The following is a 12,587-nucleotide window of genomic DNA, read 5'->3' on the forward strand; positions in this document are numbered from 1 at the left end:
GTCTCAGAGGGACTTGACGATGCGGGCGAGCAGGTCGCTGATGCGCGGGCCGGCCTTCTGGCCCGCCTCGAGCACCTCCTCGTGGGACAGCGGCTGGGGGCTGATGCCCGCCGCGAGGTTCGTCACGAGCGAGATGCCGAGCACCTCCATGCCGCAGTGCCGGGCCGCGATGGCCTCGAGCGTCGTCGACATGCCGACCAGGTCGGCGCCCATGATGCCGGCCATGCGGACCTCGGCGGGCGACTCGTAGTGCGGGCCGCGGAACTGCGCGTACACGCCCTCGGGGAGGTCGGGGTCGGCCTGCTTGGCGAGCTCGCGCAGGCGCGGCGTGTACAGGTCCGTCAGGTCGACGAACGTGCCGCCCTCGAGCGGCGACGTCGCGGTGAGGTTGAGGTGGTCCTTGATGAGCACGGGCTGGCCCGGGCGCCACGAGATGTGCAGGCCGCCGCAGCCGTTGGTCAGCACGACCGTGGTGCACCCCGTCGCGGCCGCCGTGCGGACGCCGTGCGCGACGCGGCGGACGCCCTTGCCCTCGTACAGGTGCGTCCGGCCGCCGATGACGAGCGCGTGGCGGACGGAGCCGTCGGGCCGCTCGACGCGGATCGAGCGCGTCGTGGCGACGTGCCCGAGGACCGACGGCTTCGCGAAGCCCGGGATCTCGTGCGTGGGGATCTCCGCGACGACGTCGCCGAGCAGCTCGGCGGCACCGCCCCAGCCGGAGCCGAGCACGAGCGCCACGTCGTGACCGGGCACCCCGGTCACGTCGGCGATGTGCTCGGCGGCGGCGTGGGCCACGTCGAACGGGTCGGTGGCCGGGTCGTCGAGGTCGGGGACGGTGCGGGCGGGCGTCGTGCTCATGGTCCCGAGGGTAGCCCCGCCGAGGCCCCGACGCCCGGGCCTGACACAATGGCGCCGTGCCCACCGCGAACACCACACCCCAGGACACGACCGCCGCGACCCTGACGACCGAGCCGTCCGAGGTGGTGGCCGAGCCCGGGCACCACGTCGTCGTGGTCGGGGGCGGCCCCGGGGGCTACGAGGCCGCGCTCGTCGCCCGCCGCCTCGGTGCCCGCGTCACCGTCGTCGAGCGGCAGGGGCTCGGCGGCGCGGCCGTGCTGACCGACGTCGTGCCCTCCAAGACGCTCATCGCGACCGCCGAGTGGCTCACCATCGCCGAGAGCGCGACCGAGCTCGGCATCCGGTCCGGCACGCTCGGCGACGCCACCGCCCCGCCCGCGTCCGAGGCGCGCCGGCACCTCGTGGACCTCCAGGCCGTCAACTCCCGGCTCGTCGCGCTCGCGGCGGCGCAGTCGGCCGACATCCGCGCCCGGCTCGAGCGCGAGGGCGTCACGGTGCTGGCCGGTACGGGCCGCCTCGACGGCCCGTCGAAGGTCGTCGTCGACGGCGAGGACGGCTCGACGACGGCCCTCGACGCCGACACGATCCTGCTCGCGCTCGGCGCCACCCCGCGCACGCTGCCCACCGCGGTGCCCGACGGCGAGCGCATCCTCACCTGGACCCAGCTGTACAACCTCACGGAGCTGCCCGAGCGGCTGATCGTCGTCGGCTCGGGCGTCACGGGCGCGGAGTTCGCCGGCGCCTACCAGACGCTCGGGTCCGACGTCGTGCTCGTCTCCTCGCGCGACCGCGTCCTGCCCGGGGAGGACATGGACGCGGCCGAGCTGCTCGAGGGCGTGTTCCGCGCGCGCGGCATGACGGTGCTCTCGCGCTCGCGCGCGGCGTCGGCCGAGCGCACCGCGGACGGGGTGGCCGTGACGCTCGCCGACGGTCGCGTCGTCGAGGGCTCGCACGTGCTCATCGCGGTCGGCGCCGTGCCGTCCACCCGCGGCATCGGCCTCGAGGAGGCGGGCGTGCGGCTGACCGAGTCGGGGCACGTCGAGGTCGACAAGGTCTCGCGCACCTCGGTGCGCGGCATCTACGCGGCGGGCGACTGCACCGGGGTGCTGCCGCTCGCGTCCGTCGCGGCCATGCAGGGCCGCACCGCGATGGCGCACGCGCTCGGCGACGCCGTCGCGCCGCTGCAGCTCGGGACGGTCGCGGCGAACATCTTCACCGCGCCGGAGATCGCGACCGTCGGGTACAGCGAGGAGCGGCTGCGCTCGCAGGGCTCGCGCTACGTGACGACGACGCTGCCGCTCGCGCGCAACCCGCGCGCCAAGATGCACGGCATGCGCGACGGCTTCGTCAAGCTCTTCGCCCACCCCGAGGCCGGCGTGGTGCTCGGCGGCGTCGTCGTGGCGCCGCGCGCGAGCGAGCTCGTCTTCCCCATCACGCTCGCGGTCTCGCACCGGCTCACGGTCGACGACGTCGCGAACGCGTTCACGGTCTACCCCTCGCTCACGGGCTCGATCGCCGAGGCCGCGCGCGTGCTGCACGGGCAGCTCACCGGGCGCTGACCTGGACCGAGCCCGCCCGGGCCGGTGACGAGGCGCCGACGCCGTGGTTGCATGACGCCATGAACCTGAGCAGCGACGCCGCCGGCACGGTGCGCCGGGTACGGCGGATGTCGGGACGCGACCCCCGCCAGGCCTTCCGCGGCGCCACGCCTCTGGAGCTCCTCTTCGGCCTCGCCTTCGTCGTCGCGTTCGGCGTGGCGGGCGAGGAGGCCGCGCACTTCCTGGTCGAGGACCACGTCGGCGAGGGCTGATCGGCTTCGCGTTCTCGATGTTCGCGATCGTGTGGGCGTGGATCAACTTCTCGTGGTTCGCGTCGGCGTTCGACACGGACGACTGGTTCTACCGCGTGACGACGATGGTGCAGATGATCGGCGTCGTGGTCCTGGCCCTCGGACTGCCCCGGATGTTCGAGTCCCTGGTCGAGGGCGAGCGGATCCACAACGAGGTCATGGTCGCCGGCTGCTGTTCGTCCTCGCCGACTACACCCTGTACTGGGTGCTCGTGCGCACCTTCGACCCGCTGCACGCGTGGCTCGTGACCGGCGCCGTGGCCGTGCTCGCCGTCGCCGTGGTCGCGGCCGCGGCAGGCGCTCCGATGGCGTGGGCGCTGCTGGTCGTCATGCTCGCGCCCGCGGTCACCGTCGTCGGGTACGAGACCGTGGGGCATCGGCACGTCGCCCGGATGCTGGCCCAGGGCTGACGACCCGGTCGTCCAGGGCTCCCGGTCAGTCCAGCATGACGAGCAGCGTCGGCAGCGCGGCGGCGAACGGCGGCATGAGCGGCAGGCCGCCGAGCTCGTCGAGGTGGACCCAGCGCACCTCGAGGCTCTCGGGGTCCGACGGTGCCGGGTCCACCCGGGCGCCGTCGGCCACCTCGCCCACGACGGTCGTGTAGGCCCAGGGCCCGTGGTCCAGCACGTGCGTGCCGACGACGCGCACCGCGGCCGGCGGGATCGCGGCCTCCTCCTCGGCCTCGCGCAGCGCGCCCTCGACCGGCGACTCGTCCGGCGCGAGCGCGCCGCCCGGCACGCCCCACGTCCCGCCCTGGTCGGACCAGAGCGCGCGGTGCTGGAGCACGACGTGCGTCACCGTGCCGCCGCTGCCGCGACGCGCGAGCAGCAGCCCGGCCGCGCCGTGCAGCCCCCAGTGACGGTGGTCGCCGCAGGGGACCCAGCCGTCGCCGGGGTGGCGGTGGAGGCGGGTGTCGGGTCGGCCGGGGGTCGAGGCGTCGGGCACGGCCCCACTCTGCCACGCGCCGGCACCCCTCCGCCGACGTAGCGGCCCGTCGCCGAGATAGCGACCCGTCGCCGGATTCGGGCGGAAACCTGGCGACCCGCCGCTACCTCGGCGACGGGTCGCTATCTCGCGGGCGGCTCAGTCGAGGATCTCGCAGATGGGCGCGCCCGCCGTCACGCCGGCGCCGGGCTCGAGGCTGAGCGAGCGCACGGTGCCCGCGCGGTGCGCGAGGATCGGCTGCTCCATCTTCATGGCCTCGAGCACGACGACGAGGTCGCCCTCGGCGACCGTGTCGCCGTCGGACACGGCGACCTTGACGATGGTGCCCTGCATGGGCGAGGCGAGCGTCGTGCCGCTCGAGCCGCCGGCGGCCGCGGACCGGGCGGCGCGCCGCGGCCGGCGTGCCGCGTTGGCGGACCGGGCGCGCCCCGCGGCGCTGCCGAGGCCCGCGGGCAGGACGACCTCGAGGCGGCGCCCGCCGACCTCGACGACGACGCGCTCGGCGAGCTGCTCCGGCTCGGGCTCGGCCGCGGGTGCCGCGTGCGGCGTGGCGGGCGCGAGCGTCGCGAGCGTCTCCGCGAACTCGGTCTCGATCCAGCGCGTGTGGACGCGGAACGGCGAGCCGTCGGTCGGCACGAAGTCCGGCGTCTCGAGCACCGCCCGGTGGAACGGCACGACCGTCGGGATGCCCTGGACCTCGAGCTCGCGCAGCGCGCGGCGGGCCCGCTCGACGGCCTGGGTCCGGTCGGCGCCCGTGACGACGAGCTTGGCGATCATGGAGTCGAACGCGCCGGAGATGGTGTCGCCCTCGACGACGCCCGTCTCGACGCGCACGCCGGGCCCGCTCGGCCAGCGCAGGGTCGTGATGCGCCCGGGCGCGGGCAGGAACCCGGCGGCCGGGTCCTCGCCGTTGATCCGGAACTCGATCGAGTGCCCGCGCACGGTCGTCGTGTCGTAGCCGAGCGGCTCGCCCGCGGCGATGCGCAGCTGCTCGCGCACGAGGTCGATGCCGGTGACCTCCTCGGTCACCGGGTGCTCGACCTGCAGGCGCGTGTTGACCTCGAGGAACGACAGCGTGCCGTCGGCGCCCACGAGGAACTCGCACGTGCCGGCGCCGACGTACCCGGCCTCGCGCAGGATCGCCTTCGACGCGCGGTCGAGCTCGGCCTCCTGCTCGGGCGTGAGGAACGGCGCGGGCGCCTCCTCGACGAGCTTCTGGTGGCGGCGCTGCAGCGAGCAGTCGCGCGTGGAGACCACGACGACGGTGCCGTGCGCGTCCGCGAGGCACTGCGTCTCGACGTGACGCGGCGTGTCGAGGTACCGCTCGACGAAGCACTCGCCGCGGCCGAACGCGGCGGTCGCCTCGCGCACGGCCGACTCGTACAGCTCGTCGATCTCGTCGTGGCTGCGCGCGACCTTGAGGCCGCGGCCGCCGCCGCCGAACGCGGCCTTGATCGCGACGGGCAGGCCGTGCTCGGCCGCGAACGCGTGCACCTCGGAGACGTCCGAGACGGGGTCGGGCGTGCCCGGCACGAGCGGGGCACCCGCGGACTGCGCGATGTGCCGCGCGCTCACCTTGTCGCCCAGCGCGCGGATGGCGTCGGGCGAGGGGCCGATCCAGGTCAGGCCCGCGTCGATGACGGCCTGGGCGAACTCGGCGTTCTCGGCGAGGAAGCCGTAGCCCGGGTGCACCGCGTCGGCGCCCGAGCGGCGCGCGACGTCGATGATCTTGGCGATGTCGAGGTAGGTGTCGACGGCCCGGGCGCCGTGGAGCGAGAACGCCTCGTCCGCGAGGCGCACGTGCAGGGACTCCCGGTCGGGGTCGGCGTAGACCGCCACGGAGGCGATGCCGGCGTCGGCGCAGGCACGGGCGATGCGGACCGCGATCTCACCGCGGTTGGCGACGAGGACCTTCGTGATGGTGGGCACGGCTCACCGTAACGCGCCGCGCCGTCGCCCCGGCACTCCCGGACGCCTCGCCCGAGAAGTCTGTGCCGGGTTCCAAAGCGCGAGCGGGCGGCTTTGGAGAGATCCCACATTGTTGCCGCCCGCAGAGGGCGTCCTCGGGCGGTGCGCTTGGTGGAATCCGCGAACGGGGCGTGCTGTCAGCGCGGGCTGCGCAGCTCCCGCCAGGGCACGTCGAGCTCGGCGAGCAGCTCGCGCAGCAGCGGCAGGCTGAGCCCGACGACGCCGTGGTGGTCGCCCTCGACCCGCTCGACGTAGGGCCCGCCCAGGCCGTCGATCGTGAACGCGCCCGCGACGCGCAGCGGCTCGCCCGTGGCGACGTACGCGTCGATCTCGTCGTCGTCGATGTCCGCGAAGTGCACCGTCGTGGACGACGTCGCCCCGAGCGTCGCGCCCGTGCCGCCCGCGTCGGCGTCGCGCACGTCGACGAGCCAGTGGCCCGTGCGCAGCACGCCGGCGCGGCCGCGCATCGCGCGCCACCGGGCGCGCGCCTCCTCCGCGTCGGCGGGCTTGCCGACGACCTCACCGTCGAGCTCGAGCATGGAGTCGCAGCCGAGCACGAGCGCCGACGTGCTCTCGTCCTCGACCCGCGAGGCGACGGCCTCGGCCTTGGCCTGCGCGAGCACGAGCACGGCGCCCGCCGGCTCGAGCGGGTCGAAGCGGCGCCGCGCGTCGGCGAGCAACGCCTCCTCGTCGACGTGCGAGACGACGACGGTCGGCTCGACGCCGGCCGAGCGGAGCGTGGTGAGGCGGGCGGTGGACTGCGAGGCGAGGACGAGGTGCGGCACGGCGGCCACCCTAGGTCAGCAGCAGCGCCGCGACCAGGAGCACCACGGGCGAGGCGATCGTGGTCACGAGGATCGTGTCGCGCGCGAGCACCTCGCCGCGGCCGAACCGCGCGGCGTAGTTGAAGATGTTCTGGGCCGTGGGCAGCGCGGCGATCGTCACGGCCGCGACCGTCTCGCCGGCGTCGAGCCCGACGCCGTACCGCGCGACGACGAACGCAACCGCCGGCATGACGACGGCCTTGAGCACCGCGGCGACGATCGCGGCCGCTCGCCCCTCGCCGCGCCGCAGCGGCTGCGACCCGTGCAGCGACATCCCGAACGCGAGCAGGATCATGGGGATCGCCGCCCCGCCGAGGATGACGAGCGGCTCCATGACGACGTCGGGCACCGACCAGCCGGTCAGCGACACGACCGCGCCCCCGACCGAGCCGAGGATGATCGGGTTGCGCACCGGCTGGCTCAGCACGAACCCGACCGAGACGCGCCGGCTGGTCTGGGCGTCGAGGAGCAGCAGCACCAGCGGGGACACCACGAGCAGCTGGAGCAGGATGACCGGCACGACGGCGGTCGCGTCGTCGAGCACGTACACCGCGACGGGCAGGCCGATGTTGCCGGCGTTGACGTACCCCGACGACAGCGCGCCGATCGTGCGCTCGGGCCCGGCGAGCCGGAACCACAGCGCGTTCGCGACGAGGAACAGCAGCGCCGCCGCGAGCCCGGCCGCGGCCTGCACGAGCAGCGGCGCCTGCAGCAGGCGCGCGAGGTCGGCGTCGGCCACGACGGTGAACAGCAGCGCCGGGCTCGCGACGAAGAACCCGATGCGGTTGAGCGTCGTCGCGGCGTCGGGCCCGCCGAGGCGCAGCCGGGCCGCGAGGTAGCCGGCGGCCACCACGACGCCGATGATCGCGAAGCCGGTGAGGATCCCGTTCATCCGTGCCGCGCGCGCCCGTCAGGCGAGCGCGTCGCGCAGCACGTCGAGGCCGACCGACCCGAGGCCGAGCGCCCGGGCGTGGAACGCCTTGAGGTCGAACGTCTCGCCGCGGGCCTCGGCCGCCGCGCGGGCCGCGTCGCGCGTGGCCTCCCACAGCCGCTGGCCGACCTTGTACGACGGCGCCTGGCCCGGCCAGCCGAGGTAGCGCGTGAGCTCGAACCGCACGAACGACTCGGGCATGTTGACGTTCGCGAGCAGGAACGGCCATGCCTTCTCGGCGTCCCACACGCCGCCGCCCCACCGCTCGGGGCAGGGCTTCTCGAGGTGCACGCCGATGTCGAGCACGACGCGCGCGGCGCGCATGCGCTGGGCGTCGAGCATGCCGAGGCGGTCGCCCGGGTCGTCGAGGTAGCCGAGGTCGGCCATGAGCCGCTCGGCGTACAGGGCCCACCCCTCGCCGTGGCCCGACACCCAGCACATGAGCCGGCGCCACGTGTTGAGCGTGTCCTTCGCGACGACCGCGGCCGCGCACTGCAGGTGGTGGCCCGGGACGCCCTCGTGGTAGACCGTCGTCTTCTCGCGCCACGTGTTGAACTCCGTGACGTCGGCGGGGACGGACCACCACATGCGGCCGGGGCGCGAGAAGTCGTCGCTCGGCGGGGTGTAGTAGATGCCGCCCGTCTGGGTCGGGGCGATCATGCACTCGATCGTGCGGACCGGGCCCTCGATGTCGAAGTGCGTGCCGGCGAGGCCGGCGATCGCCTCGTCGGCCGTCTCCTGCATCCACGCGCGCAGCGCGTCGGTGCCCTCGAGCCTGCGGGCGGGGTCGGCGTCGAGTGCGCGCACCGCGTCCTCGACCGTCGCGCCGTCGCCCGCGATCTCGCGCGCGACCGCCTCCTGCTCCGCGACGATGCGGTCGAGCTCCTCGAGCCCCCACTCGTACGTCTCGTCGAGGTCGACCGTCGCGCCGAGGAACTGGCGGGAGAACAGCGCGTACCGCTCGCGGCCGACGGCGTCCTTCGTCGGCGCCTGCGGCGCGAGCTCGGTCTCGAGGAAGTGCGCCAGGCCGCCGTAGGCCGCGCACGCCGCCTCGGCGCCGCGCTCGAGCTCGGCGCGCACCAGGCTGCACGCCGACGAGTCGTCGAGGACGGCGTCGACCTGCGGACCCGTCACGAACGTGCGGAAGAACGAGTCCGACGCCGCGAGCTCGCGCGCCTGGGTGATGCCCTCGCGGACCTGGCGGATCGCGGCGACCCTGCCGCGCCGTGCCGCCTCCGCGAGCGAGGCGGTGTACCCCTCGATCGCGTCGGGGATCGCGTTGAGGCGGGCGGCGACGTTCTCCCACGCCTCGACGCTGCCCGTCGGCATGATGTCGAAGACGTCGCGCAGCTCCTGCACGGGCGAGGCGATGTTGTTGAGGCTCGCGAGCGGCTCGCCCGAGGCGTGCAGCTCGAGCTGCAGGCCGATGCGCTCGCGCATCGCCGCCAGCGTGACCCGGTCGACGTCGTCGACCGGCGCGCGCCCGTCGCGCTCGAGCGCGTCGAGCTCGGCCAGGACCTCCCGGTCCGCCGCCGCCTGCGCCTCGTGCCCGGCGGGGGACAGGTCCGTCATGAGGTGGTCGTAGCCCGACAGGCCGATCGACGTGGCCATGAGCGGGTTGATCTCGGCCGAGCGCGCGACGTACGTGTCCGCGACGGCGTCGAGCGCGGACGGGGTGCGAGCAGGGCCGGAGGAAGTGGTGTCCTGGGTCACGCCGCGAGCCTAGCGCGGGCCGGGCACGCCGACGGCTCCGGACCGTGCGGTCCGGCGCCGTCTCGCCGCGCTCGTCCTCGGTCAGACGGGCGGGGGCGTGCGGTCGTCGTACCGCTCGACCCGGTGACTCGTGTGCGAACGCTGCCGGTTGTAGATCAGCCCCATGATCAGCGCGAGGATCCCGGCCGCGATGCAGATGTAGCCGACGACGTTGAGGTTGACGACGTCCCACGTGTCGGGTGCGATCGCGAAGGCCAGGATCGCGCCGACGACGATGAGGAAGATGCCACTTCCGATACCCATCAGGGTGCCTCCGTTCCCGGGCGTCCGGTCGCCCGTGTCGCCTTCGATCATGGCGAGGACTCGGCCCGCTCGCGCGTCGAGGCACGTCGGACGGCATGTCGCGGGCGGCGACGACGTCGGCGGTCAGCGCGTGCGGCGCCGCACCTCGTCGGCCCAGGCCCGGTTGTACCGCGCCACGACGACGTCGGAACCGGGCGCCCACCACACGGCCACCGGGTCGCCGGCGCGCGGGGCGGCGAGCTCGTCGTCGTCCCGCACGAGCAGCGACCACGTCTCCTCGGCCGTGCCGTCCTCGCCCGGGTAGGCGAGGACCCCGCTGAGCATCCGCCCGCCGCGCACGGGGCGCTCGCGGACCGTCACGGAGCCCGTGGTGGCGCGGGCGTCCGTCGCCAGGGCCCTCGCGCCGCGCGCGGCGGCGGCCTGGGTCTGGTCGTCGCGGTAGCGCACGAGCGCGGCGACCGCCGTGAGGGCCACGGCCGCGAGCATGCCCAGCACGAGCCAGAGCTCGAGCTCGGCCGACGGGTCCTCGACCGAGCGCCTGACCACGTAGAGCACGACGGCCGCGGCGAGCGCGGGCGCCCACAGCCAGCGCCGCACGAGCCCGGGCCGCGGCGGCGCGGGCGGGTCGCCGAGCGGGGCCTCGACGTCGTCCGGCGTCGCGACCTGCTGCCAGACGACGCTCACGAGCGCAGGCTCCAGCGCCACGCGTCGGCGTTGTGGCGGCCGGCGCGACCGCCGAAGCTGCGGGCCGTGACGCCCGCGCCGTTGCCGCGCAGCGTGCGCGCGCGGTTCGTCCACTCGTTGACGGGCGCGGCGTCGTCGGACAGGCCGTTCGACGCCGTCACCGCGGCGAGCCCCGCGACCAGCGCGGCGACCTCGACGTCGTCGGGCTCGCCGCGGACCACGCGGACCTGGGGTGTCATCAGTCCTCGTCCTCCTCGTCGTCCGCGTCGTCGCCGAACGCGGCCGCCTGGCCGCGCGAGGCCGCCCACTCGACGACCTCGTAGCCGCCGTCGAGCAGCCGGTTCGCGACCTCCTCGCCCGCCTCGTCGAGCAGCTCGATGACACCCTCGAGCGTCATGTCGGCCGGCTGCGGCGGGGCGGCCACGAGGAACCCGAGGTAGAACGGCTCGGCGACGATCGCGCCCTCGGGCACGTGGTGCTCGTGCTCGTCGTGCGCGTCCTGCTCCGGGCCCCAGACGGAGCTCGTGAGGTCGGGGTGCATCCCGAGCCCGTCGTGCAGCGCGTCGAAGAGCGTCGCGTTGAGCTGACCGATGCGGTTCTCGAGCGCGAGGATGCGCGGGTCCTCGTCGGCCTCGGCCGCGCCGAACTCGGACCGGACGCCGACGGCGGTGCGCACGTACTCGTGCAGCGCGGCGGCCAGCGCGTCGACCGCGCGGTGCATCGGCTCGGGGTCCACGGCCGGCATCGGGGCAGGTCCGTGGGTGGCGTCCTCGTGGCTCATGGGTGCGATTGTCCCTCAGCCGCCGTCACAGCGGGATGTTGCCGTGCTTCTTGGGCGGCAGGCTCGCGCGCTTGGTGCGCAGCGCGCGCAGCGCCCGCACGACCTGGACGCGCGTCTCCGAGGGCCGGATCACCGCGTCGACGTAGCCGCGCTCGGCCGCGTCCCACGGGTTGACGATCGCGTCCTCGTACTCGGCGGTGAGGCGGGCGCGCTCGGCCTCGACGTCGCCGCCCGCCTCCGCGACCTGCTGCAGCGCGCGGCGCTGGAGGATGTTCACGGCCCCGCTGGCGCCCATGACGGCGACCTGCGCCGTCGGCCACGCGAGGTTGACGTCGGCGCCGAGCTGCTTGGAGCCCATGACGATGTACGCGCCGCCGTACGCCTTGCGCGTGATGACCGTGACGAGCGGGACGGTCGCCTCGGCGTAGGCGTAGATGAGCTTCGCGCCGCGGCGGATGATGCCCTGGTGCTCCTGCCCGACGCCCGGCAGGAAGCCCGGCACGTCGACGAACGTGAGCACGGGGATGTTGAAGGCGTCGCACGTGCGCACGAAGCGCGCGGCCTTCTCGGCCGCGTCGATGTCGAGCGTGCCGGCCATCGACAGCGGCTGGTTGGCGATGATGCCGACCGCCTGGCCCTCGACGTGCCCGAAGCCGACGAGCACGTTCTGCGCGAACAGCGGCTGGACCTCGAGGAACGACTCGGGGTCGAGGACGGCCTCGACCACCGCGCGCATGTCGTACGGCTGGTTGTCGCTGTCCGGGACGATCGTGTCGAGGGCCTCGTCCTCCGGGGTGACCTCGAGCGGCGCGTCGTCCTCGGGCGGGAACGCGGGCGGGTCCGACAGGTTGTTCTGCGGCAGGTACGACAGGAGGTGGCGCACGTAGTCGATCGCGTCGTCCTCGTCGTGCGCCATGTAGTGCGCGACGCCGGACCGGCTGTTGTGCGTGCGCGCGCCGCCGAGCGTCTCGAAGTCGACGTCCTCGCCCGTGACCGTCTTGATGACGTCCGGGCCGGTGATGAACATGTTCGACGTGCCGTCGGCCATGACGATGAAGTCCGTCAGGGCGGGGGAGTAGACCGCGCCGCCCGCGCTCGGGCCGAGGATGAGCGAGATCTGCGGGATCACGCCCGAGGCCGCGACGTTGCGCCGGAACATCTCCGCGAACTGCGTGAGCGCCGCGACGCCCTCCTGGATGCGTGCGCCGCCGCCGTCGGAGATGCCGATGATCGGCACGCCCGTGCGCAGCGCGAGGTCCTGCACCTTGGCGATCTTCTGGCCGTGCACCTCGCCGAGCGAGCCGCCGAAGACCGTGAAGTCCTGGCTGAAGACGCACACCTGGCGCCCGTCGACCGTGCCGTAGCCGGTGACGACGCCGTCGCCCGCGATGCGCTTGGCGTCCATGCCGAAGTTGCGGCTGCGGTGCTTGGCCAGCGCGTCGAGCTCGACGAACGAGCCCTCGTCGAGCAGCGCCTCGATGCGCTCGCGAGCCGTCTTCTTGCCGCGCTTGTGCTGCTTCGCCTGCGCGGTGGCCTCGGGCTCGGTGACCGCCTCGGCGCGACGGCGCTCGAGGTCGGCGAGCTTGGCGGCCGTGCCGACGAGGCGCGGCTCGGACGGGGCGGTGGTGGTCGCGGCGGCGTCGTTCACCCGATCGACCCTAGTTGGTGGAATGCCACGGATCGATGCGCGACAGGCTGCGTGCGCAGCCCGATCTTTGTCCGGACCCGACAA

15 protein-coding genes are annotated in these 12,587 nt (G+C 74.5%); 4 read left to right on the forward strand and 11 right to left on the reverse strand.

Annotation, left to right across the window (positions count from 1 at the left end; genetic code table 11):
- Nucleotides 1-3 precede the first annotated feature (3 nt).
- Nucleotides 4-858, reverse strand: coding sequence for a purine-nucleoside phosphorylase (locus tag ISOVA_RS04910; protein ID WP_013838153.1), 855 nt, complete (start codon nt 856-858; stop codon nt 4-6).
- A 56-nt stretch (nt 859-914) separates the two neighbouring features.
- Between ISOVA_RS04910 and ISOVA_RS04915 the strand changes: the two genes are divergently transcribed.
- From ISOVA_RS04915 to ISOVA_RS15390, 4 genes are read left to right on the forward strand one after another with little or no spacing between them, the layout of a single operon-like run.
- Entirely contained in the window at nt 915-2,417 is a 1,503-nt protein-coding gene (locus ISOVA_RS04915; protein ID WP_013838154.1) for an NAD(P)H-quinone dehydrogenase, read from the forward strand.
- A gap of 59 nt (nt 2,418-2,476) precedes the next feature.
- The gene (locus ISOVA_RS17170; protein WP_013838155.1) at nt 2,477-2,668 is read left to right on the forward strand and encodes a hypothetical protein; all 192 of its coding nucleotides are present in this window, start codon (nt 2,477-2,479) and stop codon (nt 2,666-2,668) included.
- Nucleotides 2,669-2,685: 17 nt separating this feature from the next.
- The gene (locus tag ISOVA_RS17175; protein ID WP_049788242.1) at nt 2,686-2,955 is read left to right on the forward strand and encodes a low temperature requirement protein A; all 270 of its coding nucleotides are present in this window, start codon (nt 2,686-2,688) and stop codon (nt 2,953-2,955) included.
- Entirely contained in the window at nt 2,913-3,116 is a 204-nt protein-coding gene (locus ISOVA_RS15390; RefSeq protein WP_049788243.1) for a hypothetical protein, read from the forward strand. Before ISOVA_RS17175 ends, ISOVA_RS15390 begins: the two co-directional genes overlap by 43 nt.
- A 25-nt stretch (nt 3,117-3,141) precedes the next feature.
- Here ISOVA_RS15390 and ISOVA_RS04925 read toward each other — a convergent pair whose 3' ends face one another.
- The 10 genes from ISOVA_RS04925 to ISOVA_RS04970 all read right to left on the reverse strand — a co-directional run bounded on the left by ISOVA_RS04925 (nt 3,142) and on the right by ISOVA_RS04970 (nt 12,503).
- On the reverse strand, nt 3,142-3,651 hold the full coding sequence (locus ISOVA_RS04925; RefSeq protein ID WP_013838156.1) for an NUDIX domain-containing protein: 510 nt from the start codon (nt 3,649-3,651) through the stop codon (nt 3,142-3,144).
- Between the two features lie 138 nt (nt 3,652-3,789).
- Nucleotides 3,790-5,580, reverse strand: coding sequence for an acetyl/propionyl/methylcrotonyl-CoA carboxylase subunit alpha (locus tag ISOVA_RS04930; protein WP_013838157.1), 1,791 nt, complete (start codon nt 5,578-5,580; stop codon nt 3,790-3,792).
- Between the two features lie 176 nt (nt 5,581-5,756).
- Nucleotides 5,757-6,404, reverse strand: coding sequence for a Maf family protein (locus ISOVA_RS04935; RefSeq protein ID WP_013838158.1), 648 nt, complete (start codon nt 6,402-6,404; stop codon nt 5,757-5,759).
- Nucleotides 6,405-6,414: 10 nt separating this feature from the next.
- Nucleotides 6,415-7,335, reverse strand: coding sequence for an AEC family transporter (locus ISOVA_RS04940; protein ID WP_013838159.1), 921 nt, complete (start codon nt 7,333-7,335; stop codon nt 6,415-6,417).
- 18 nt (nt 7,336-7,353) lie between these two features.
- Complete coding sequence (locus tag ISOVA_RS04945; protein ID WP_013838160.1) at nt 7,354-9,087, reverse strand: DUF885 domain-containing protein; 1,734 nt, start codon at nt 9,085-9,087, stop codon at nt 7,354-7,356.
- An 81-nt stretch (nt 9,088-9,168) separates the two neighbouring features.
- Nucleotides 9,169-9,390: a DUF6458 family protein gene (locus ISOVA_RS04950; protein ID WP_041295163.1), complete on the reverse strand. Its 222-nt coding sequence runs from the start codon at nt 9,388-9,390 to the stop codon at nt 9,169-9,171.
- Between the two features lie 123 nt (nt 9,391-9,513).
- Complete coding sequence (locus ISOVA_RS04955) at nt 9,514-10,074, reverse strand: hypothetical protein (RefSeq protein WP_013838162.1); 561 nt, start codon at nt 10,072-10,074, stop codon at nt 9,514-9,516.
- The gene (locus ISOVA_RS04960) at nt 10,071-10,313 is read right to left on the reverse strand and encodes an acyl-CoA carboxylase epsilon subunit (RefSeq protein WP_013838163.1); all 243 of its coding nucleotides are present in this window, start codon (nt 10,311-10,313) and stop codon (nt 10,071-10,073) included. Before ISOVA_RS04960 ends, ISOVA_RS04955 begins: the two co-directional genes overlap by 4 nt.
- Nucleotides 10,313-10,855: a hypothetical protein gene (locus ISOVA_RS04965; protein WP_013838164.1), complete on the reverse strand. Its 543-nt coding sequence runs from the start codon at nt 10,853-10,855 to the stop codon at nt 10,313-10,315. The genes ISOVA_RS04960 and ISOVA_RS04965 overlap by 1 nt, the downstream gene beginning before the upstream one ends.
- A gap of 25 nt (nt 10,856-10,880) precedes the next feature.
- Nucleotides 10,881-12,503, reverse strand: coding sequence for an acyl-CoA carboxylase subunit beta (locus ISOVA_RS04970; RefSeq protein ID WP_013838165.1), 1,623 nt, complete (start codon nt 12,501-12,503; stop codon nt 10,881-10,883).
- Nucleotides 12,504-12,587 lie beyond the last annotated feature (84 nt).

This window comes from Isoptericola variabilis 225, assembly GCF_000215105.1.
Classification (GTDB): domain Bacteria; phylum Actinomycetota; class Actinomycetes; order Actinomycetales; family Cellulomonadaceae; genus Isoptericola; species Isoptericola variabilis_A.